Origin of the sequence: Methylobacterium iners (genome assembly GCF_022179305.1) — a bacterium.
Taxonomy (GTDB): domain Bacteria; phylum Pseudomonadota; class Alphaproteobacteria; order Rhizobiales; family Beijerinckiaceae; genus Methylobacterium; species Methylobacterium iners.
On the sequence record NZ_BPQP01000017.1, the window covers coordinates 1 to 21,992 of the forward strand.

Annotated in this window: 18 protein-coding genes and 1 riboswitch; of the genes, 6 read left to right on the top strand and 12 right to left on the bottom strand. The window is 60.5% G+C overall.

Features of this window, described 5'->3' with window-relative positions; translation table 11 throughout:
• Positions 1-177 precede the first annotated feature (177 nt).
• Complete coding sequence (locus tag MFF55_RS05765; RefSeq protein WP_238243134.1) at positions 178-675, bottom strand: hypothetical protein; 498 nt, start codon at positions 673-675, stop codon at positions 178-180.
• Positions 676-1,466: 791 nt separating this feature from the next.
• On the opposite strand from MFF55_RS05765, the gene MFF55_RS05775 reads away from it, so the two are divergent.
• Complete coding sequence (locus MFF55_RS05775; RefSeq protein ID WP_238243136.1) at positions 1,467-2,003, top strand: hypothetical protein; 537 nt, start codon at positions 1,467-1,469, stop codon at positions 2,001-2,003.
• Positions 1,987-2,532, top strand: coding sequence for a hypothetical protein (locus MFF55_RS05780; RefSeq protein ID WP_238243137.1), 546 nt, complete (start codon positions 1,987-1,989; stop codon positions 2,530-2,532). The genes MFF55_RS05775 and MFF55_RS05780 overlap by 17 nt, the downstream gene beginning before the upstream one ends.
• 296 nt (positions 2,533-2,828) lie before the next feature.
• Here MFF55_RS05780 and MFF55_RS05785 read toward each other — a convergent pair whose 3' ends face one another.
• The 4 genes from MFF55_RS05785 to MFF55_RS05800 all read right to left on the bottom strand — a co-directional run bounded on the left by MFF55_RS05785 (position 2,829) and on the right by MFF55_RS05800 (position 10,575).
• Entirely contained in the window at positions 2,829-3,089 is a 261-nt protein-coding gene (locus MFF55_RS05785; protein WP_238243138.1) for a hypothetical protein, read from the bottom strand.
• A 1,910-nt stretch (positions 3,090-4,999) separates the two neighbouring features.
• Positions 5,000-8,455: an SbcC/MukB-like Walker B domain-containing protein gene (locus MFF55_RS05790; protein WP_238243139.1), complete on the bottom strand. Its 3,456-nt coding sequence runs from the start codon at positions 8,453-8,455 to the stop codon at positions 5,000-5,002.
• Between the two features lie 115 nt (positions 8,456-8,570).
• Positions 8,571-9,200 carry a DUF4194 domain-containing protein gene (locus tag MFF55_RS05795; protein WP_238243140.1) on the bottom strand — a complete coding sequence of 210 codons (630 nt, stop codon included), beginning with the start codon at positions 9,198-9,200 and terminating at the stop codon, positions 8,571-8,573.
• The gene (locus tag MFF55_RS05800; RefSeq protein WP_238243141.1) at positions 9,193-10,575 is read right to left on the bottom strand and encodes a Wadjet anti-phage system protein JetA family protein; all 1,383 of its coding nucleotides are present in this window, start codon (positions 10,573-10,575) and stop codon (positions 9,193-9,195) included. Before MFF55_RS05800 ends, MFF55_RS05795 begins: the two co-directional genes overlap by 8 nt.
• A gap of 692 nt (positions 10,576-11,267) precedes the next feature.
• On the opposite strand from MFF55_RS05800, the gene MFF55_RS05805 reads away from it, so the two are divergent.
• Positions 11,268-11,549, top strand: coding sequence for a hypothetical protein (locus MFF55_RS05805; protein WP_238243142.1), 282 nt, complete (start codon positions 11,268-11,270; stop codon positions 11,547-11,549).
• Between the two features lie 264 nt (positions 11,550-11,813).
• Here the strand turns inward: MFF55_RS05805 and MFF55_RS05810 are convergent, their stop codons facing one another.
• From MFF55_RS05810 to MFF55_RS05820, 3 genes are all read right to left on the bottom strand, one after another.
• Positions 11,814-12,008 carry a hypothetical protein gene (locus MFF55_RS05810; protein ID WP_238243143.1) on the bottom strand — a complete coding sequence of 65 codons (195 nt, stop codon included), beginning with the start codon at positions 12,006-12,008 and terminating at the stop codon, positions 11,814-11,816.
• A gap of 112 nt (positions 12,009-12,120) precedes the next feature.
• Positions 12,121-12,705: an NUDIX domain-containing protein gene (locus MFF55_RS05815; RefSeq protein WP_238243144.1), complete on the bottom strand. Its 585-nt coding sequence runs from the start codon at positions 12,703-12,705 to the stop codon at positions 12,121-12,123.
• 425 nt (positions 12,706-13,130) lie between these two features.
• Positions 13,131-13,301, bottom strand: a complete 171-nt coding sequence (locus tag MFF55_RS05820; protein WP_238243145.1) for a hypothetical protein — start codon at positions 13,299-13,301, stop codon at positions 13,131-13,133.
• A 1,665-nt stretch (positions 13,302-14,966) separates the two neighbouring features.
• Here MFF55_RS05820 and MFF55_RS05825 point away from each other — a divergent pair.
• Positions 14,967-15,116: a hypothetical protein gene (locus MFF55_RS05825; protein WP_238243146.1), complete on the top strand. Its 150-nt coding sequence runs from the start codon at positions 14,967-14,969 to the stop codon at positions 15,114-15,116.
• Positions 15,117-15,289: 173 nt separating this feature from the next.
• Entirely contained in the window at positions 15,290-16,975 is a 1,686-nt protein-coding gene (locus tag MFF55_RS05830; RefSeq protein ID WP_238243193.1) for a methyl-accepting chemotaxis protein, read from the top strand.
• Positions 16,976-17,207: 232 nt separating this feature from the next.
• On the opposite strand, the gene MFF55_RS05835 is transcribed toward MFF55_RS05830, so the two are convergent.
• Together MFF55_RS05835 and MFF55_RS05840 are read right to left on the bottom strand one after the other, a co-directional pair.
• Positions 17,208-17,552: a hypothetical protein gene (locus MFF55_RS05835; protein WP_238243147.1), complete on the bottom strand. Its 345-nt coding sequence runs from the start codon at positions 17,550-17,552 to the stop codon at positions 17,208-17,210.
• Between the two features lie 701 nt (positions 17,553-18,253).
• On the bottom strand, positions 18,254-18,676 hold the full coding sequence (locus MFF55_RS05840; RefSeq protein WP_283206705.1) for a PilZ domain-containing protein: 423 nt from the start codon (positions 18,674-18,676) through the stop codon (positions 18,254-18,256).
• Positions 18,677-18,795: 119 nt separating this feature from the next.
• Between MFF55_RS05840 and MFF55_RS05845 the strand changes: the two genes are divergently transcribed.
• Complete coding sequence (locus MFF55_RS05845) at positions 18,796-19,044, top strand: hypothetical protein (protein ID WP_238243149.1); 249 nt, start codon at positions 18,796-18,798, stop codon at positions 19,042-19,044.
• Between the two features lie 364 nt (positions 19,045-19,408).
• Here MFF55_RS05845 and MFF55_RS05850 read toward each other — a convergent pair whose 3' ends face one another.
• Both MFF55_RS05850 and MFF55_RS05855 read right to left on the bottom strand, forming a co-directional pair.
• Positions 19,409-20,011 carry a DUF4142 domain-containing protein gene (locus MFF55_RS05850; protein ID WP_238243150.1) on the bottom strand — a complete coding sequence of 201 codons (603 nt, stop codon included), beginning with the start codon at positions 20,009-20,011 and terminating at the stop codon, positions 19,409-19,411.
• A gap of 462 nt (positions 20,012-20,473) precedes the next feature.
• Positions 20,474-21,490: an NAD(P)H-binding protein gene (locus MFF55_RS05855; protein WP_238243151.1), complete on the bottom strand. Its 1,017-nt coding sequence runs from the start codon at positions 21,488-21,490 to the stop codon at positions 20,474-20,476.
• Positions 21,491-21,866: 376 nt separating this feature from the next.
• Positions 21,867-21,974: riboswitch (glycine riboswitch) on the top strand.
• The last annotated feature ends 18 nt before the right edge of the window (positions 21,975-21,992 follow it).

Consider the following 21,992-nt stretch of genomic DNA (forward strand, 5'->3'; position numbering starts at 1 on the left):
TGCCCAGACAGAAACCGCGCGAACGCGCGGTTTCTGTCTGGGCATGAGATGCCTCGTACTTGATTAGTGGGTATGAATTTAGAAGGCTGGATCAAACCGACTTCGGCCTACCCGGTCGCGTTATGGAAGCGAGCTCAAAACTGCCGGCGCTATCCCGGAAATCCTGGGCTTGCTCAGTCACGCAGCAACCACTTGGGTGCCCGGCTTTGGCTTTGAGCGTTTTGCCAAAATCGTCGGGGAGACTTCCACATTCTTCTCTAAGATCCCGACCCCGCCTTCCATGACGTTCACGGTCCGGAGGTCGTGAGTTCCTGTCCGCTCGTACAAGCGGTCCGCGTTATGCAATCTGCGCAACATCACTTGGCGACGAGCTGCCCTCGCAGCCTGCCAGGTGCCTTTCAGAGCAGCCGACAGGCATACACTCCAAGACTCACCCGTAACCGTGCGACGGGCCTTCGCAGCTATTGTGGCAGCCCACATGATGGCTATGCGGTTGAATCTTCCGCAGACAATGAGAGGTGTGACGCGCCCCAACGCTTGTGCCCGACCAAAAGCGAGATTAGCGAAGGCTGAAACAGCAAGCGCAGCGCGACGCTCAATTTTGGAGATCTGCTCCCGATCAGCGCGCAAGCCTTGCAAGGCGTAGGACCACGATATTGAACGACGGTAGGCCATCGATATCCTCCAAATTTGATACCTCAGGTATCTAGCATCGGTCGGGAGGTGTCAATACCTCAGGCATCATTTAATACTTTGGGGACAGCGAGCCGGTCCATGCTAACGAGTGAATTGGTCCGCGCGGCTCGCGCGCTGGTTAGATGGGAACAAAGAGACCTAGCCGAAGCTTCGGGAGTGTCTCTACCCACAATCAAACGTCTAGAGACGAAGCCAGGCAGCCTTAGCGCCCACGGACCGACTGTCTCCGCGATACTGCAGGCGTTCGAGCGAGCTGGAGTTCAGTTCATACCAGCGAACGGAGGGGGGGCAGGCGTCCGTTTTCGTGAAAGGCAGGATGCCGAGAAACATATGTCGGGCACTGCGAGCTAGAGCGATCAGAGAGTTCAGCTGAATTCGCCAATGAGCGCGCAGCTTTAGAAGGCGAAGCGAACACTTTTAACGATACGAAGAACTGCCTCTCGCACCTGACACACAGAGGGCATCGATGCATACGATTACTGACACTCGCGGCGATGCTGCCGGCGTCCTGTGAGAATGCAAACGAACCGCGCGGGACAGCACCCTAGGACAAGCAGGGCGGCCAGCGCTTCATGGCAAATCTTCGTTTTGGCGAATTGCCAAGCCTTGTTTAGGTAGAAGAAGGTGCGGCTACGAAGCCGTATCCAGTTCGTCGTCGCACGTAAGGAATAGGATCCATCGTGGCAGAAAGACCATCCCCGTGCTCGGTCGAGAAAGTCACGTCGCACCCTACTAGCATAGATCTGCTTCCACAATCGCACGTCGTTTTGATGGGAGAGGACGCCGGACATTACAGGCGCATCACGCAGCAGATCGTTGAGAGCGTCAGTCCAACGGATATTATCGAGCATTTCTGGGTCCGAGATATTGCCGACCTCATCTGGGAAACCCTTCGGCTGCGCCGCCTCAAGGGCAATCTCCTCCAGACGGCTTCCCACAAGGCATTAAAGCGAGTCCTTCGTGATGCGGTAGGCTTTCCGGCCATCGAGCAACTTGTGAAGAGTTGGTCGACTGGCGATGCAAGCTCCCTGCAAAGGGTTGATGATCTGCTCAAGGGTATGAGTCTCTCATTCGACGCCGTCTACGCCGAGGCGCTGGCGGAAAGAGTGGGAGAGATCGAGCGGATCGATCGCCTAATCGCGAGTGCCGAGTCCCGCCGGAATACGGTTCTGCGTGAGATCAGCCGTCATCGCGACGCTGTGGCCTTGAGGCTCGCCCGTGCCAGCGCCGCGATCGAAGACGCTGAATTCGCCGAGGTGCGGGAAACCGACGAGCAAAGGCCGGTTCAGAATGGTGAGCCCACGTAAGCTTGCGGCCAACCGCGACAACGCGACCCGCAGCACCGGACCGCGTTCGCCTGCAGGCAAAGCGGCGACCGCACGCAATGCCCGCCAGCACGGCCTTGCGACATCCGTTCTCGACCTTGAGCCGTTGCGAGCCGAGGTTCAGCAACTTGCGGCCGCTATCCTCAAGAGCTTCAACGGTCGAGGTGACCTTGAGCTCGCGATGCGGATCGCCGAAGCGCAGGTCGATCTCAACCGCGTGCGTCACGCCCGCCAGATCATACTCACTCGACCGTTGGCCGCACCAATCGCTACAGCATACTCAGGAGGATCTTTCACGGAAAAACTTCGAGCCGCCGTTTTGCAGGTGCATCAAAACGAGAGTGACATCCAAGCTGGCGGGAAAGCGCGTAGCAAATCCGTCTCTACGGACGAGAGCGACCTAGATCACTTCGCTAAGTTCGCTCGAGAACTCTCGGCATTGGATCGATACGAGCGGCGGGCTTTATCACGGCGAAAACTTGCAATTCGTAAGTTTGATTTATCGTTATAATATTTATAAAAAAGAAAATTAAGTATTGATACTTATAGGTCTAAACTGTGATATATAAATGATTACAGAAACATGGAATTCAGAGAGTCTAGATTGCTCTGACGGCCGAGCTCCAGTGCGAGGCATGAAATGGCGCCGCGGACACAGGCTCAGCATTCCGAATCAGAGCGCCCGGCATCAAAACATTTTTGGCAGAACAAACCCACGAGACGGCCACTTACGAAGGGAAGTGCAACCCCTGCGAAGAGTTGCCCGTCAGACGATTTCACAGCATTCCCGGTTGAAAGTGCGCGCCGCTATGTCGACTGCGTGATCGCAGGACCACCGTCGGAACATGAGCCGGCATCGGCGGGATCGGCTTTGGTCGCGTCCCCATCCTCGAGCATTAAATCGATCTCGGCGATTTCAGAGCCGGTGACCTCGTTCTCCAGGTCGAGCACCATCCCCGTCAATGTCGACGGTGTCGAAGCGCTGGTCTGCATCGAACTCTTCAAGAGATTGACGCCGATCCTGATGTCTCGATAGCGCTGAAACTCGAATGAAAACAAAGATTGCACGCTGTTCCAGCACGCGTTCCTCGATCCCAACTAGAGCTTCCCTCTTTACCAAGCAGGTCGAAATCAGCTTAGCTGTTGATCAAGGGGCACAATTTCTGCGATCCTGCCCCTGAAAACGTGAACTTGGGAATAGCCCCTTTTTCGGCAGGATCAATGCGAAAGGCTTGGCGGGATTCAGGCCCAGATCATGCCCGAGCTGTTATGATAGGTCCGTTGCCGGACTCACGGCGCTCAGCGGATACTTGCCCCCATGCTGCGCCTGAGTCGGAGGCGTAGACGTGGTTGCGTAGAGCAAACCGGACCATGCGGCCCGTTTCCGATTGGCTCTCGAGGACATACAAGCGCCCGTGCTGATTTCACGCCGGGCACGCCGCCGCTCACCGCTGCGGGGTGAAGAGCTGCTGGAGCTGCTGTTGCTCACGGCTGAGAGGATCACGGCCCGCGCTCCCCCCACCGCCTTGCCCCTCAAGCAATCCGCTCCGGCCTCTGCTGGATGTGCCACCTGGAAGATTGACCAAAGGTGGGTCTACAGATGGGAGACAGACGATCTGACAAAGGGGAGGGATGTCTGTCGGCTGCGTGCAACGAGCAACCGCGTTTCCCTCGATGCAGCCGCACCCGCAAACCGCCAGAGCCGGCACCGCGGATGATGAGAGCACGAGCGCTAAGAACAGACTTCGCAAGATGACACCTTAGCCTAGGTTCGACACACCGTCCGATTGCTCTGCCGGTCAAGCAAAGGCCTCCGACGCAACCTCACCAGCAGGCACGCGGCAAGCGGCGTTTCCAGAACTCCCCGCGACGGAGTTCACGCTGTGGCTTCCCACGCACTCGACCAGCCGCTTTTTGTAGAACCGCATTGTTTGATGGTTCTGGCTCCGACGTGGGCTCATGCGGCAGCGAAGCGGCCTCGGCAACAGACCCTGGAGCTTCTTGCTCCAGTATTATCTCCGGGGTCCCAGCATCGGCTGCAGAGTCGCACGGAGCCGCGGCATGCGGCACCTTCCTGCTCACCCTCCTCAACCGTTGGTGCGGCGTGATTTCCTCTGCCTGTGGCTCTTCCTGCAGTAGCGTACTCGGCTCGTACATCGGGAGGAGGCTTGGTAATACGCGCCGCGCGGGCTGAGGAGCGGATTGAGTAGCTTCCCCATCCCGCTCCAGAAACCGATCTTGTTCGCGAATGATCTCTGCTGGCGCCTCGATCAACGGCGTGCTTCGCCAAAGCGCTGCACTGTTTGGCGATGAGCGAGCGTTGCTGGCTGACGGTGAAGTCGGTGTACGGGTACGTTTGATCTCGACCACAACGGGTCGCGCGCTCTGGCGGCGCTTCATCTCGTCATCCTAAATCTGCAGGTGAGTTTCGGTGAGTCAGCTGACATAGAGGTATGTGGAGTAACTTTGATTCATTGTCCAGACTGCCTACGTGCAGGTGAAGAAAGTGCTACGCGATGACACATGAAGAAAGGTCTTAACCAATCACCCGAGAACTCTCGATGGAAGGCCGACTAAACGGGTGCCCGAAGCGCATCGATCGCCATAAAAGCGTTTCCTGCAGTGGCTGCTCGCGGTCTAGGAGATGGCTAGTTGCTACTCATTAAGCCTGCGCATCATTCCATTTTGGCTAGGGAACCTGTGTGGTCCGCTCCCTCCGGCTGTCGCATGCCACCAACAGCACGCTCGTATTCCGCACCCGACGGAATACATCGTCCGCAAGCACCGTCAGCCTTCTGGTTACAGATCGGGACTCCCTCGTAATGAGGGCTAATGCTGATGACCGGCAAGCAATTGAGGGCTGCTTGTGCCCTGGTCGGCTTGGTATAAACTGTCCTTGCCGAACGTGCTGGGCTGAACGTGAACACCATTGGTACGATGGAAATGCATGGTTCCGAGCCGCCATCTGTCGAATGATGTCACTCGGCAGCCTCTGATAACTGAAACCCTTCGATACCCTGCCGTTCCGGGTTGATAGCAGCGAGCGCGCGCTTAGCTGTTTCCAGGGGATGCTCGGACTCTATTCGTACTGTCGTCAGATCGGGGCTTTTGTAGACCGTCACGATCGTGTCCATCACTTCTGTCAGCGTCGTGCGCTTGTCCTCGGGTGCAGCAATGAGGAGCTGAAGCCCCCAGGCTTGATAAAGGTCGACCAGGGCTTGCGAGTTGCGGATGTCCAGCTTTGAGAAGGCTTCGTCGAGCAGGCACAGACCAAGCCCGGGATTCTCGTCGCCCGGACGGTCGCCGGGGTAATAGGCTGATGCCAGCGAGGCGGCGATGGCAACATAGAAGGGTGCCTGAGCCTCACCGCCGGAGCCGCGCAATGCACGATTGGACATCGTTGTACGATTGCCGGAACGATCCCGCATACCGATCTCGTAGACGAAGTAGTTGCGATAGTCGGCCAGTCGCGAGGCGCTCTCTTCGCCCGAAATAAGTGCCGTGATCTCCTCTATTGCGGCAACCAGTGGCCCAGTCGTGTTTTCGGAGCCTGACTCCTGAAGGAGCGCTTGAGCGGCTTCAGCCGATCGCGCCACCTCGGTGGCAAGCGCGTGGACCGCGGCGTAGCGACGATCAACAGTCGCCTCGAAGGCGTAGGTCTGCCCGGTGAAGGTTTGGCTCGACAAGCGTTCGTTCAACGCATCGAGCCTCGCGTACACGCGCTCGAACTTGTCGGCGAGGCGCGTCAGGAGATCTTCGATCATCAGGCGGCGCATCTCGCCCTCAGCCTGCACCGCCTGATCACGGTACCGCCGCAGCTCGTGGCCGGCGACCTCGTCGTAGGACCGCTTGGTCCAGGCGTAGCCAAAGGACGCTGGAGCGTCGCCCTGACCGAGCGGATTGTCGGTGCGCCACTCGGCACAATACTCGGCTAGATCGCGCTCTGCCGCTCGGCCATGCCGCCGTGCCCGATCCGCAGTCTCCTCAGCCGCAACTCGGGTGGCCTTGGCGAGGGCTGCCAAGTCCTTTGCGTCGAGGCCGCGCATGTCTGCTCGGATCTTAGCGGGGGCTAAGGAGTCAAAGCCGTCAGGACGTACGAGACGAATCCGGACAGCGTCGGCTCCGTTCCAGCGCCCATAGGCCCTTCGCTTGGCTTCTAGAGCGCCTCGGACGTGCTCTCTTGCTGAGGTCAGCTTCGCACTCAAGCCCGCATGCTCGCTCAGCAGTGCGTCACGCTTCGGCTCGAGAACCTGAACGAGCTCGGTGAGATAGGCCGACCTCTCCTTCACGAGCGCCGCAATCTCCTCTTCCAACGCCCCGGAGTTCACCTTCTCGACAGCTTCACGCTCGGTCGCAAGGCTACGCCTGAGCCCTTCGATAGCATCAGCCTCCTGACGCAAAGCGCCAACGTCTAGGGGTGCCTCGGCCAAACGCGCTTGGAGCGCGGCAGTGCGACGGGCGGCCTCCCGTAGAACCTCGGCCTCGCGCCGCAGCCGACGCGCCTCGGCGGTTGCATGCTCTAGGTTCCTCCGCGCCTCAGCGGTCGGGCCCCGATTTCCTCGCGTCATCATCAATTGCACGGGTCGGACGACCGAGTACGCCATGCCCGAGGTCGAGCGCCCACTAGGGGCTACTGCGCGACTCATATGGGCGAGCGCAGCGTCATTCGGAGCCAAGTCGAACCCCCCTAGTCGAGCGGTCAGGAAGGCTTCCGCATGCGGATCATCGGTCTTGATCAGACTTAAGGGTCCGTCGTCGAACCGACCGCCACGCCGCCGTGCGGTGTCGGTCGTCTTCACGAGGATGCAGCGATAGAACTGGCTCTTGCGAGCTTCGAGATGCGCGAAGGCCCGATTGAGCTCATCGGGTTGAACGACAAGCGCCTCGCGAGCATTTCCCAAGAGGCCTTCCAGGGCTGGACCCCAAGTTGGATCAACAATCTCGGCAAGCTCGCAGATCGGGACCGCGTCGATCCCGAGCCGAGCTAGTTCGTCACGGAATGCGATCACCTCCTGCGAGAGGCGTGCAGCCTTGGCAGGTCCAACCGAGAACTCCGCTGACAGGATTTGCGCTTCCCGCTCCTGTGCGCGTGCTCGCAAGGCTGCATCCTCGGCAGCGATGTCTAGAGGACCTGCCAAGTCAGGCAACGCGACAAGGTCGGCAAGCAGGTGCCCGAACACCCCGTCCAGGCGCAGAGTCTCCTCGGGCGGAGCCTCACGACGCAGACCGGACCTAGCACAGGCCTCAACGAGTCGGAGCGCCTCAGGATTATTGGATCGGATCTCAGCCGAAACGGCTGTGAGCTTCCCCGCCTCCTGGATGATGCCAACCAAGGCGGCGACCCGGGCCGCAAGGTCTCGGCGATCTCGCGTGAGTATCGCGTGTCGCGCGTCGGTGGCAGCCCGCAATCCCTGCGCAGCTCCTCCACTCAGCAGCGCCTTCTTCATGGAAATTTCGGCGTCGATCTCGCGTACGAAGCCCTGGCTGGCAACGACGCTCTCGGTCGCGATGCGCAGTCGGTTGGCGACATCGCCAACCTTTTCCCGAAGCGTCACAAACTCGAGCACGCGGCGGCGGAGATCGGCACTCGCGGCCCGCAGCTCGTCGAGGACGCTCGAAAGGCTTGCTTCCGCCCAGGTGTCATAGCGGCGAAGGATGCGATCGAGCTGCGAGAGGCGACGCTCGAGTTCATCGATGGTTTCAAGGAGGCGCCGCCAGTTTTCAACCGATTGCCGGATCCGGGCCACATCGAGGGGTTCGGGCTCAAGGACGAAGGACCGCACGAAGGCTGAGGAGTCGAAGATCGGCTTGAAAGCGACTGCGTTGGAGAAGGTTCGAAGGAAATGCCTCGGCTCCGGGGCGGTGGCCCCTTCGCGGAGAAGCGCGAGAAGCTCGGCGGTAAATCGCTCGCCGGACGAGCGGAACTCCTCGAACCGGTCTGCGCGAAAGCGCAGATCCTTGGCGATCTCGGCCCAAGGCGCGACGAAGCTTCCCTCATGCGCCTCGCGGACGTAGTCGGCGATCTCGAAGCGATGGCCGTCGGCGATGAAGCGGGACAGTGTCGTCTCGCGGCTTTCCTCGGCTCGCGCCGCGAGGGCAAGCCCAACCGAGACGGTGCGGCGTGAAACCTCGTTCTCAAACACCAGGACAATCAGGGTTTCACAGGCTTCGCGGGTCGGACGTCCGCCCTCGGAGGGATCGCTGATCCAGCCGAGGCAGTAATCTCGCACCGTGCGTGCGCTACGCCCTGAGGCGGAGGCGTTAAGGATCAATCGGCTGGCATTGTTGCCGGCCAGGACCGTGCTAACCGCATCGAAGATGGTCGACTTGCCTGCTCCTGTTGGTCCGACCAGCGCTGTAGCGCCGCGAATGCGGATCTGCTCCCGCCGGATCAGGTACCAATTGGAAAGGGCGATGTCGGTGAGGCGATACACCGGGATGGCCGTTCGATTTGCGAGTGACAGACACCTATCGCACGAACACCGGCGCCGGGCGACTCGAGGGTTGAAGCGTCAGCTTCTCGGCAAACCTAATTGTGCTGGTCACGTCCTATGCGTCGCTTCGAGCCTCAGCCCAAGCCCGCACTTGATCCATCCAGCTATCGGAAGCGAGCACGGCAATCCCTGGCAGGATCATCAGCAGCGTGATGCGCTCCGTCCGGTCGCGTTCGCCGAGCCTCACCGCGCCTTTCCGCGCGAGAAAGCGCAGAATCTCGATGAGCCGGGACTCCTCGGGCGGATCATTTCGGGCCGCTGTTCGAATCGCCTCAGCAACGTCGTCCGTTGTGCACTCGACGACGCCGTCTGTGGTCACGCGGTGGTCACGTAGGCCCTCCTCATAGGTCAGTCGCAGCGCGAGGAGCACCAGAGTCTCGTCCTTGCGCAGGCGTTCGGCCTGTACATCGTGGCGGATCGCTTCGGCAGGAACTTTTAGGAACGCCATCTGATCGCGGTGCGAGACCGCAAAGTCATAGCCGATGCAGGCAAAGTAGCTCTGGAAGAAGGGTGCATAATGGGTGGCCAGTTCATAAGATCGGCCGATGCCCGGTGTGTCCGAATATACGCATTGCGCCTTCAACAATACCTGAAGTGCACGCACGAGTTCGCCCTCGTCCGGCGCCTTCGCGCCCGACGGCGGTGGCTCGGCGCCGTCAATGATGGCCCGAAATTCCTCAAGCACCGGTGGCACGCTCCACGATGAAGTCAGGGCAGTCCAACCATCCGTTCTCGATACGGCCCCCAACTCGCGCGATGTGATAACGGGCACTCAGGGTGCCGTCGAACAGCACGTCGATCTCACGCAGGCGCTGAAACACGATGAATTCGTCGACGTCGGCGACGCATATTTGTGAGCCGCGGATCGAAGACGCTGAGCCGAGCTTGTTCTCGATAAAGCGCACGACGCGATCAGGTGTCACTGCGACGCGTGTTCGGAATGCGTTCTTGGCCGCGATGAACGCCTCTATGGCTGGGTCAATGGTGATTTCGGGCAGAGGTTCGGCCCGAATAGGTGGCCGCCGCACGCGTGGAGCATAGAGATGCACCCCGCCCACAGGCGCTCGGAACAGAGATACAGGTGCTTGAGGTAGGCTGTGAAGTGCGGCTCCAGCAGCACCGATCGCCCGTAGGGCGGCGGCGGTGCGCTCGATCCGATCGGAGTCACGGTGATCTATGTAGCGCAAGGCTGCAGCGATACGACGCTCCAACCGGGCTACAATGTCGGCCACTCCGTCGAGATGTCGGTCGAGCCCCTCGAAGATGGACTGGATTTCTGCAAGATCGGCTCGCACGCTCCGCTCGGCCAGCTCGATCGTGGAGGCGCGCCCCTCGCGCAATCCGGCCTCAGCCAAGGCTCGAATCGTCAGGGAGTCGCGAAGCGTTCGTCCCGCCTCGCGCACGATGCCTGATCGGAAGCGGAACGGATTGAACCGCGTGTGCAGCGTCCGGTAGTCACTCACGAGGTGGCGGGCGACAAACTCATCGAAGTAGAGCCGAAAGGCTGCGTATTGGTCTTCCTCGCGCAGAATGCGATCCTCGATCTTGCGCATCGCACCAGCCAGGCTGCGAAGATGGCTGAGAAAGGCGCGCGAGGCCTTGGCCGCGTTAACGAGCGCCTCGGATCGATCGCTCGGATTAGCCGTGGCGCTCTCCAAGCTGCCGAGGACTTCGAGGACGGCGCCGCCGTAAGATCGGGTTTCGCCGCGGCCGAGGCGTCCGAGCTCCTCGATGACGAGGCGTGCATCCGGATCGAACTCAACGACAGGCACGTAGCGCTCACGACGCTCCACCAACCAACCAGCGTCCAGCAGCCGTCGATAGATCGCGGAGCGACGTTCTACAGGATCAGCAGGCGTCGTTTCATCGTCGGCAATCTCGTCCTGCGACCAACCCGCTGAGAAATCCGCGATGGCTGCAAGGAGCTCTGTTTTTCGTAACGGCTCAATGCCGGTGCTGAAAACCTTCGACTGTAGATGCTGCAGTAGTGCCGCGTTGAACGCTCGGCTCGCCGAGGCAAGGGGCTTGAACAGGTCGTTGGGGAGGTGGTTGAAAAGCATTTTTGGCGGCATTTAGGTTGGCACATTTGATCAGTCAGACTCAACATCCCTTCCTGTGAGAAGAGGGTGCGGCCATCCTAGAGCATCAACGCGGTGCATGCTGGCTCATGGGAACTAAGGTGGCGAGCTGTGGCGACATGTCGTGCCGAAGGTTGGTGGCCCGCTTCAGAATGGGTAGCCGATCTCTGCTCACGCACGAAGTGGACCGCCTCTGGGGAGCCCTGCAACTGGTGCCCCGGAGCGCGAGCAAATCACTTGCGATGATGCGGCCCAACCGTGGGGGGAGCCTTGATGTCTCTCGCTTCTGAGCTTCACCCCGACGCCGACGAGGCTGGCGCATCTGCCGATGGTGAGGCCCAACCCCTTCCGATTGAAGGGCACCGAGTGCTCGCGGTCCGCGCGATCAAAGCCCTAAAAGGGCAAGGCGATCTGCTGTTGTTCAGTCTTGAGCACTTGCCCGCAACTCGGTGAGAATGCCGCGGATCACCCCATCAGCCGACCCGCTATGATGCGGCTCTGAGCAACGCGATGCGACCAACCTTGAGGAATTGCGTGCGGGGTCGCAGTGTCATGGGCTGCGCAAAGCACGTGAAGGCGTAGGACAATCTGCAATGAAAGCCGCTCCACTTGTCTCCGTGCTGCGGACACTCATGACAAACGCAGCGTTCGCTCAGGAGCAGGCTCAGTAGCCCTTGCTGCTCGATTGCACGAAGTTCTCGAAGAAGACCGACGAGGCAGTCCTCGTGAAGCAGTTTGGCGGCGAGAACGTCGTGAGTGTCAAGCTCGACGGTGCCGAGGGTCAAACGGTTCGCGGGACGGCCGTCTTCCCTAAAGATCCCAGCCGCCGGCTGAAGGTGTACTGGCAAGACGAGGCAAAGCGGCGGGGCTTGGCCAGCATGGCCGTTCGCGGCAAGTCGGAGTGGATGGTCCGCACCAGCCCTCGCCCTCGATCAGTAGCCCCATCGGAACGGTGATGCGTTCCGACTTGATGTTCCACTTGCCAGCATCGACAAGCAGCGACTTCCCCGCCGCAGCGGCTTTCGTGACCGCATCTTGAAGGCAGGCGCGAAGGTCTAGAGCGCCAGCATAAGATCTCACATCCGCGCGCTCGGCGACGGTGCAGTTGTCGAGCGTGTGGAGCCGGCGATCAAGAACTTCGGCGAGTGAGCGCGTGGCGCCGCGTGACATGACCGCGCCCTGGCGCTCAGCGTCGAGGCGTCGCCCGTTGAGCCAGGGCTCTAGATCTCCAACTTGTCGGGTGTCGAGATGTACTCGTTCCCGGACTTCCGACAAATCTTGATGTCGTCCGACATCCGGATTTCGCCGGTGTCCTTCACGCGCGGTGATGGCAGGACACGGTCGAAGGCCAGCACCGAAGCGCCAGGTGCGAAGGTCAGGAGGGCGGCGAGCAGAAGACGGAGGGCGATCGTCATCGAGCGAGGATCCAGACTTTGGTGGCGCCGCGGCGCAGGCCGAGCGGGTGAAGGGCGCAGGCGCTCAGCGCCTCGAGTTGGCGACCGCGGAAGGGCGCCGTGGTGTCGTCACTCACCCGCCGGCATCGTCTTCCGGTTCGAACAAGCCCGGGCGGCGCAGGCGCAGGGCCTGGACAAGCAGAGCTGTCTTCATGTCGTTGATCGTGCCCATGGCGAAACGCTCGGCTAGATCGGCCAGCGGCACTTCAAGCACCAGCATCTGCTCGCCTTCCTCCGTAAGCCCACCGCCTGAGCCGATCCGATCGCCCTGCGAGTAGGGAGCAAGGAATAGGGCGATGCGCTCGCTGGAGACACTCGGCATGCTGTAGCCGTCGAAAACCTGTTCGAGGCTTGTCAGGCGAACGCCAGCCTCCTCGTAGGCCTCGCGGATGGCGGCCGCCCGCGTATCCCCGTCCTCGACGCCTCCGGCCGGAGCCTCGTCCACCTCGCCGGGCTCGCCCCAGAACATTGGACCAACACGAACCTGACGGACGAGAAGGGCGACACGCCGGTCAGGATCGTAGGGCAGGACGCACACGGCCCGGCCGTGATCCTCCAGGGCGCGCTCGACGAACGTTCCATCGCGCTCAACGATGGTGGCGATGCCGAAGGTGTTCCAGCCCTGATGGATGACGCGGAAGCGGAAGGCATCAGCCAAAACTCTTCCCTTCGACCGTCGCGTCAATCTAAATGGATCTGCTAGAGATCAGGCAAGCTGCCCAAGGCGGGCGTTAGCCTCTGCAAGCGCTTGCTCGACAGATGGATACGGTGTTGCTGCCTCTTCGCGGAACATGGAGTGGGTTCCGCACATCGTCCAAAGGTACTTGGACGGGTCGGAAGGGGCTGGCCGTATCTGGATCCGGTATGCCGCGTTGCCGGTCGCCATGTCCCGCCTCCGAAAACTGAATTTTGCTACTTGAAGCATATGCCAGAAGGGCGCAGCTTAGTTCCAATCCGAGATGGGCAAAGCAGGACGGATCTGAACGCGACGTCTCACCCCTTCACCGGCCGAGCCAGTAGGATCGCCGTGCGCACCGCACTGCGCTTCGAGACGTCCTGGATGGCGGGATCGGCAAGCATGCTTTACGCATAGGGACTTTTGGCTACGGCACCAGCGAGGTCCGCAACGTGCTCGCCAATGACGAAGTGGCTGGTCGTTGGAAGGGCCATATAGGCATCAACGGCGGCCTTCAGTTCGTCGTCGCTAATCGCCTTTGCCTTGAACAAATCGCCGAAATAGGGGTCCTCGGCCATCGCTACTGCATCCTCTTGGAACCGCCCATCAGGCCGTATCGTTCACCGGCCTAATGCGGCAAATAACCTCCCGCCTACACGCCTGGTCCCGATGGGCTAATGCACCCCGCGGACGCTCGTACCTTCCATCAGGGCCTTAAGTGGTCTTCACCTCGTTGATCTCGCCGGCTGAGACATGCAAGTCGGTTTCGGCGGCGAAACGGTACAACCGCCGAGTGGGTTAAGGAGCGAGCGAAGGAGTTCGGCTGTGCCCCACCTGATGGCTCTCGTGGCGATCCTACTCGTAGCTGGGACGGTCCATCTTCCAGCCAGAGCCGAAGACGCTGCAACGGTGCGCTGGCCAGCCCAGGGTGCTCGAGCTGAGATCCGTGGACCGTTTCGCGGATCGGACATTGTGGTTAGTACGTCGTCGCGCACCGCAGGAGCGATCGACAGCATGACCTGGGCGGGGCGCGAGTTCGTCAACGCCTACGATCATGGCCGTGAGTTACAATCGGCAGCATCGTTCGACGGGTATGGAGAGTGTTTCAACCCGACTGAGGCAGGCAGCGACAAAGACGGTACGGGTGCGACCAGTACCAGCTGGTTGGCTGAGGTTCGTACAGGTCAGAACTGGCTCCAAACGAAAAGCCAAATGGCCTTCTTCCTAATGCCAGGCCAAACCACGCCCGGATGCCCGAAGGGGCCGGGGCCTTACAGCACGCTGCGGTCTGACTATGCGTTGACAAAGCGCGTTTCGATTGGAGTCCACGGTATCGCTAACGCAATCGAATACCGGGCGACTTTCTCAGTACCACGCGCCCACAGCTCCGCGGGCTACGAGGTGGCTACCGCTTACATGCCACCCAATTTCACGCGCTTCTGGACCTACGATCCCTCTCGCCGGGAGTTGTTACCGCTCTCGGATGGGCCCGGCGAGCAGAGCATTCCTGTCATTCTGGCAACTGAAGATGGCTCTCACGCTATGGGCGTGTACAGCCCGGCTTTGCCACAAGCTTCGTTCCCCAACCTGGGCTACGGGCGTTGGAGCTTCACCGACCTTCCTGGACCGGGCAATGCGACAGTGAAATGGAACTGTGTCTTACGCGAAGACAATCTCTCGCCGGGTGATCGTACCTTCATTTGCTACGTGCTGATCGGGACGCTTGATGACGTTCAAGCTGGGATGAGCGCGCTCCAAGCTGCAGTGACGGGGAGTCGCACTGAAGCCTCACAGCCAGAGCTCCATCACGGTAGATCAAGAGCCAATCCAGGGGTGCGGCTTTTCGTTGGCATAGAACCGAACTGCAACTCCGGGATCATCACAACCGACGCAAAGTTCGGAGGTTGCGCAACTGCACCAATTGGCTGGACGCTGGCGAGGCGGTCTGCACCTGGTGATCTACCAATCTACGTCAGCACAGCGGATGGACCCAGCGCCGGTGTTGTGACGAGCAACCCTGACCACCGCGATGCCCCAACAAGGTCAATCGGGTTCCTCCTACCCAGTGCGTCAGACGGAACTCCGGTTTATGTCGGCACCCAGGATGGCTGCAACGCGGGGGTAGCTTCCACAAACTCGGCGCACCTCAACTGTAGCAGTGTCCTTTTGGGTGTTGCGTTACCGTAACGAGCGTTGTTCGTCCCGGTCGAGGCCGGCGTAATGACAAGCGTTCCGTCTCGCACATGGCGGTCATGGACGCCTGCAACGTGCGCTGGGGCCGCGGCGTCGTGCCGGGCACCGCGGGGCTGGCCTCGTCGCGCAAAGATTCGTCGACGAAGTTCGAGATGGAGGGCAGGTGGCGGATGGCGACCGCGGTCAATGACATAGCGTGATTCTCGGACGGGCAGGGGCGGGGTGGCGAGAACACTCCCGCCACTCCCTAAAGCGTCACGCCGCAGAGCGTCTATTAACTCTTTTTATCGATTGTCGCCTTCCGAGTGTCTTGCTCGACCGACTGCGATCGAAAGCCTCGAACCAGTCGCTTGTGGTAGCTGCCGGATCTGCGATGCGCCTTTCTCTGAAGACCATCCTTCCCGCCTTGTTCGGCTTTGTCGCAATGATCGCGGCGGCTCAGGGCGCACTTACGCTCTTCGATTTGGCCCGCATCCGAAGCAGCGTCACAGAAGTCGCGTCGAACTGGCTACCATCCTTCGAAGGGGTCAGTGGAATCAGCAGCTTGGTGGATCAGGTTCGCATCAGCCAGTACCGCCTCGTGATTGCCTCGACCGACGATCAGAAGCTTGAGGCACACCGGAGGCAGTACACCGAGGCAGTCGAGAGGCTGGGCGAAGCTCGTAAGCGCTACGAGCCTTCGATTACAGCTCCCGCGGAGCGCGCCATCTACGACGAGTTCGCTCGTATATGGACGACCTTCATTCAATCGACCGAGCATCTTGATCTGTTGATGAGCGCCGGAAGCCAGGCTGAAGCCCAAGCCGAGCTGATCAGTCCTGCCGTGCTGAAGCTGCATGCTGAGGCCACCACTGCTCTTGCACGCGGGGTTGCCTACAACAGAGATGGTGCGAGGCGCGATGTCGATGCGAGTGTCGCCAGCACGGACGCGGCCTCAAAGACCGCCTACATCGCGATCGGCATCGCTATGCTGGCTGCTTTCGGAGCGATGCTGTTCAGTTTCATGCGGATTTCGCGCCCAATAACGCAGATCACCACGACCATGGGCGCTGTTGCCAAGGGTGATGTAGCCGCCGCTGTGCCTTACCGCGAACGCCTTGACGAAATCGGCGCGATGGCAGCAGCAGTTGAGGTGTTCAAGGACAACCTGATCCGCAGCCGGCAGCTCGAGAACGAGACTGAACTGGCTCGGGCCGGAGCCGAAGTCCAGCGTAAGGCAGCGATGCGCGAGATGGCCGACAGCTTCGAGCGTGCTGTCGGCGGCATCGTGGAGATGGTGACGTCCGCTGCCACCGAGCTGCAAGCCACAGCACAGGGCATGGCCGGGACGGCAAGCCTGACCGCCAAGCAGTCGACCACCGTCGCTGCAGCGGCGGAGAAGGCCGCCGCCAACGTCACTACCGTGGCTGCCGCCGCCGAGGAGCTTGGCTCGTCCGTCGCCGAGATCGGCCGACAGGTGAACGGTTCTGCCAACCTCGCGCAGACGGCGGTCGCAGAAGCTAACCAGACAGCGGCTCTTGTTCAGGAACTCAGCGGAGCCGTGTCGAAGATCGGCGACGTCGTGGCGATGATCTCGTCCATTGCTGGTCAGACCAACCTGCTTGCGCTCAACGCCACGATTGAGGCGGCGCGAGCGGGCGAGGCGGGACGCGGCTTTGCGGTGGTCGCGACCGAGGTCAAGGAACTTGCCAGCCAGACGGCAAGGGCGACGGAAGAGATCAGCGGCCAGATCGGTCGCATCCAGGGATCGACCGGGCAGGCCGTCAGCGCCATCGGCACCATCACAGCTCGCATTCAGGAAATCAGTGGTGTTGCCACCACCATTGCTGCAGCGGTCGAGGAGCAGGGTGCAGCCACGCAGGAGATCGTGCGCAACGTCTCTCAAGCTGCCGTGGGAACCAGCCAAGTCACGACGAACATCGGTGGCGTTGCAAGCGCAGTCGAGGAAGCGGGCGCAACGGCTAGCCAGGTTCTGTCGTCGGCCTCGGAGTTATCGCGTCAATCGGAGCACCTGAGCAGCGAGGTCAAACGCTTCCTTGCCACCGTACGCGCTGCATGAGGGAATGCCAGTGTTGGCCTTTGTCGCGGGAGAGGCGAACACCATAAGGCCGACGTTGATCAATAAAACTCGAAAAGGCGGATGCAACTGAAGTTTAAGTCGAGTAGAGTGCCTAAAGAGGATGGTCGGCAAGAGTTGGTAGAGGGCATGCCAGGGTCAGAATAGACGATCAGGTTGCTTCAGCAATCCGTGTTCGCCACTATTCTTGGGTTCAAGTGCAACGCTGGCTGCATCAACCCTTCCTTCTGCGTGCTCGGGCGATGAAACCCTTGATACCACCCGCATCGCCGGACGTGTACGGAGGCGGGGCGAGGGTGCTCTCTGATGCAGAAGGCTCTTCTGCCTCCGGCAAGCTCTCCTCTGCTGCATCAGCTATCTCATGGAGTGCTTGAGTCAGCATGGGTGGCCATGGCTCCCCAAGATCCTGAAACAGGCCAGCTGCTTTGAGCAGCGCTTCCACCTGCTCGGCCGGGATCTCTTGCCCTAGAAGCTGCGAATTGAGTACGCGATCGCTCAGCGCACCCGCGAGACGAACCGCCTCGGTTAGGCGGCTTCTTGTGGCGTCAGTCTCGCTCACTTCAGCTAGTCCTTCACTTTGAGGTGCTCGCCAGGAACGTTGCCTGGTCAGCCACCTTCCATATCCATTCTTACCGAACCATCCGCGCGATTGAAGACGAAGATGCGTGCACCACGATCCCTGCCGCTCTGCCCTTCCCATGCCCTTAGGACAGCTACAGATACGCCTCGTCCGAAACATCGGTCGATTTAGTGAAAACCGAAGTCACCTAGTGGCATGGACCGTGGCGATCCTTCGAGGGCATCAAATTCGCCACACAAGATCGGATCGACCGACTGAAAAAATCCGCCGCCTCGAAGCGAATGGGGATCTCCCTCCTGCCGAGGCCGCGGCGCGCTAATTCAGCAAGCTGAAGCGCAAGGCTTGGCCGCCTGACCCAACCTATATCGCCTCCAGAAAACCGGTGGGGTTCACCACCGCCAAGGAGCAAGCCTTTTGAAGGTGATGGAAGAGTCCAGGTGTCACCACCGCAATGGCACAAGGTCAAGGCAAAAGGAAAACTTAGGCCACACGAGCGCACGATCGGACTTCAACGTCGCCTAGATCCTGCAGGGTCCATCCGGTGAGGATAGCCTGCGTGAAGCCGCGTGTCAGGATGTTTGGACATGATGCGGGCTCGCAAACATGCGGGAATAAGCAATTCGCAGAGCAAATTCTGCTATTGTTAATATAAGTCGATTGAGGTCCTTAGCAGAGGGCAACTAGATGGCGCCGTCGGTGAGTTGGAGGATCCTGTTCTGCAGGCGCAGGACCTCCGCCTCAAGTTCCTTAATCCGGCGGCGTAACGCGGCACTCTCCTCCTGAGTAGACTCCGCCTCAGCCTCTTCCTCCTCGCGACGAAACTGGATGCCCGCTTCGTTCTCGGATCGCCACTTCAGTTCAGTCTGGAGCCGCTTCTGCTGGATGGGAATGTAGAGCTCGAAGTGGGTCGGCAGCGTCACGGCACGATCGATATCGATGCGTGCGCCACCCTCCGAGATGTTGCGGACGACGCATTCCCAGGTGGTGAGACCCTTATTGAAGGTGATGGTTGCGGCCATGAAGCAGCGCTTGCGCACCTCAGCCCGATTAGAGGTGGCTTGGGCGGGCTCGGTCTCAGCCTGAGATTGTGCGAATGACGACATCCCAAAATACTGGCACAAGCGACGCTAAGGATCCGTTGCGCGAATCCTATACTGTCTGCCGCAGTTAGTTCGCAATGCGAGAACGAAGGCTTTGACCGGCAACGTCACCGACGCGCGTCTTGAGCCTGTCGCAGACACATCCGGTGAGCTGGAGGGTAAGTCCGCTCAAGGGCTGTGATCGTGTCGAAGCGCTCGTTGGCTTCCACGATCTGCTGCATGCATCGGCAGTAGCGCTTTGCAGTCAAACCGTGGAGATCACTCTTGGCCCGCTGCTCGACGCAGTCCCTGATCCAGGTTCTATCAGCGTCACCGAGCGTTACGGCGAAGGCTGGGCCGGCGCAAAGCATGATGAAGAACATGCCTACTAGCGCAATCAGCTGCATCGGCTCAGGAAGACCAGGAGCTGCAAGGTAGTGACAGACGAGGCGCCACTGACCCCATCCTAGTCACGCTTCGGAACATCGCTTTGTATCAGCGTCAAGCCTCATTACCATAGCTGCGGACTTGACGCCCTTGGTGGCAACGCGAAAGCGGAGCGCGCACTTGGGGTAGTCACCTATCTTTACGCGGGCCGCGCCGGCTGGATCACCTCGCGTGCCCACCTGCCGGTTGTGATCGGCTTCTACGATGGGTCGGCCGCAACTTGGGTCGCTAAGTCTTGTTCCGGCGATTGTGACTTGGGAGCTTGCCACCTCCGCGAGGGGCTGAGGTGGCAAGCGGCGTAGTGATGGATCAGCTGCGGCCGAGCTGCTTCTCAATGTCCTGCAGCATGGCCAAGTGCTCCTTGATCTGGCCGCGCATCAGCTTGGTCACGTTCAGGTTCTCTCGATCCTTGCCACTCTTCAGGTAGGCTTCCTGGATCTGCAGCAGCTGCTGGTGGCCCTGGATCTGCCCCTGCACGTACTCGCGATCGAACGCCGCGCCAGCCTCAGCCTTCTGCAGCTTCTCAACCATCTGCTTGCCCTTCGCATCCAGATTGGTCTGGCTGATCTCCTTAGAAGGAGCCTTGACTTGACCAGAGGCTGGCGTGCCCTGGTCGCGCATGGATGTCAGCACATCAGCAATGGTCTCTTGCTCGGCCACCTCGAGCTGTGCGAACTCCTTCACCTTCGGATTCTGCGCCTTCTTCAATGCAATACGGCTGGTTTCCAGGGACATCAGCCCTGCAGCCGACGTGTCAGCTGCATGCTTGGCTTCCGCGTCGCCCATTGCAGCTGCGGTATTGCCGGTCTTCTCCGAGACTGAGCTGGGACTGTTCTGGGCTAATGCCGGGAGTGCAAGGGCTGGCGTCACGATGACGGCTATCGCGGCAGCGAGCGTACGACGGCGATCCATGAGAATTCCTCTTTGTTGCTTTGCTTAAGCCCTGCGCAAGCGGGTGCGTTTGCGGTGGGCCGGTGTGAAAAGCCAACAAGGAGTCGGGCGGGATTGTTTCGTGCGTTGAGGCTCATGATCCGTCATGCGTCAGCGTGGCACAGATCACCACGAACCACACGCCAAAATGGCTACCTTCGGCAGCACTACAACGCAGTCAAGCTCACTCTTGCGCCAAAGCTTGTTCGGGTGCACCTCATGCGGACATGACGAACACAAGGCCGGTTCGATGAGGGTGACGCTAGAAGCGAGAATTCGTCCTAATCAAGATTCGCCCGCTCGCTTTCCTCCCATGTATTATGGAAAGACCAGGATAGAACGTCTTCTGCGTATCGGCTTCTGAACGGCCGACGAAATGCGGATAGAGCGATCCAGTTGCTGTTGATCGAAATCGAAATCTTAAGGTTTGAGTTCCGCGTGTCGTCAGAACACGGCATGATCGCCGCGCTCGGCAATCACGTCGCCTCGGACTAGACGCGCGTAATAGTCGAACAGCGTTTCCGAACCCGTTGATGGGGTAACACTCGCATCGTATCGACCTGTCGCCTGATCCAAAACGAGCATAGATTCGGTGGCATAGTAGCGCCCGATGCGCGCGAGCTCAGCCTTGACCGCCAGTGCCGGTACCAACCGTCCGAGCGTCGCCAGTACTGCGATGATGACGTCCAGCATCACCACCGGCACATGCATGAAGCGCGGCTCGCGCCCGATCAGGGCGAAGAGTCGCTCGCCCTGCGCCCTCGGCGTGATCGCTTCGCCCGGTCCGCCGATCGGGAGTACACGATTGCGCCGGTCATCGTTATCGAGGCAGTCGGCGAGATAGCTGCCCAAGTCGTCGTCACTGATCGGCTTGCAGGCTGTCAGCTGGCCGTTGCCGAACGCCAGGAACGGCTTCCCGCGCTTCACGCGGTCGATCTGCCCCGAGAGTGATTTGAAGAAGGCCGTCGGCCGTACGATCGCGTAGTCGAGGCCCGATGCGATCAGCTCACGCTCGAAGGCAAGCTTGGCATGCTGAAAGGCGAGAATCGGCTTCTGGACACAGATCGCCGAGAGATAGATGAACTGCGTCACCCCGGCGGCCTTGCACGCCTGCAACGCACTCACATGTGCCGCGTAGTCGATCGCCCAGGCGTCGTCGGGCAGTCCGGTGCGAGAGGCGAGACACGAGACGAGAACGTCGAAGGGCTCGCCGCGGAAGCCATCGCCAACAAGCGCGGAAGGATCGGTCACGTCCAGAACCCTTGCTGTCGCGCCCGGAGGCACTCGGGTACGATCGGCCAGCCCTGAAGAGGCGCGGTTTTCAGCCTTGTGCCTGACGAGGCAGACGACCTCATGACCGCGTGACACCAAGGCCCGCACGGTTGCACGACCGATCGTGCCGGTCCCGCCGAGAACAAGGACGCGTCGTGGTCGCCGCGTGTTCGATCGATCAGCAGTCACACTCGCTTCGTCCGGACGCTCAGGGATCCGACAGAGACGGCAATGGTTTGCAGGGCCGCGTCAACCCACCCGAGGCGGGCGCCAGCCTTGGAAGGTTCGGGCTTCCACGATGGGATGCAATGGCTGGGGTTTGAGGCCGCTCTTCTTGCCTGAACTGATCATCGCTCATGCCTCACAACCGCGGCGCGACGCAGGTCCTCTCCTCACGCGTCGACAGCACTCTGGCCTCCGCAGGTGACCTTGCGCCTCTACCGCGGACATGACAGTCTTGGCTCGTCCGATCAGACGATGCGGGAGAGCCCAGGCTTGCTTCATGCGGGTCATGGCGCCGACGGAGCAACCACCCCCGGAAACTCTCAGGCACAATCACCGTATCGTTGGACAATCTGGAGAGAGGCGCCTGACGGCGTCCACCGAAGGAGAAATCTCGGGCCGCTCGGCGGCTTGAGAGAAGCTCTCAGGTAACCGCGACAGATGGGGGCAACCGGACGCCAACGGCGTC

Coding starts and splice junctions, on each gene's coding strand:
- MFF55_RS05765 (WP_238243134.1), bottom strand. CDS start 675: ATGGCCTACCGTCGTTCAATATCGTGGTCCTACGCCTTGCAAGGCTTG.
- MFF55_RS05775 (WP_238243136.1), top strand. CDS start 1,467: ATGGGAGAGGACGCCGGACATTACAGGCGCATCACGCAGCAGATCGTT.
- MFF55_RS05780 (WP_238243137.1), top strand. CDS start 1,987: ATGGTGAGCCCACGTAAGCTTGCGGCCAACCGCGACAACGCGACCCGC.
- MFF55_RS05800 (WP_238243141.1), bottom strand. CDS start 10,575: ATGCTTTTCAACCACCTCCCCAACGACCTGTTCAAGCCCCTTGCCTCG.
- MFF55_RS05810 (WP_238243143.1), bottom strand. CDS start 12,008: ATGACGATCGCCCTCCGTCTTCTGCTCGCCGCCCTCCTGACCTTCGCA.
- MFF55_RS05820 (WP_238243145.1), bottom strand. CDS start 13,301: ATGGCCGAGGACCCCTATTTCGGCGATTTGTTCAAGGCAAAGGCGATT.
- MFF55_RS05825 (WP_238243146.1), top strand. CDS start 14,967: ATGGCGGTCATGGACGCCTGCAACGTGCGCTGGGGCCGCGGCGTCGTG.
- MFF55_RS05830 (WP_238243193.1), top strand. CDS start 15,290: ATGCGCCTTTCTCTGAAGACCATCCTTCCCGCCTTGTTCGGCTTTGTC.
- MFF55_RS05840 (WP_283206705.1), bottom strand. CDS start 18,676: ATGTCGTCATTCGCACAATCTCAGGCTGAGACCGAGCCCGCCCAAGCC.
- MFF55_RS05850 (WP_238243150.1), bottom strand. CDS start 20,011: ATGGATCGCCGTCGTACGCTCGCTGCCGCGATAGCCGTCATCGTGACG.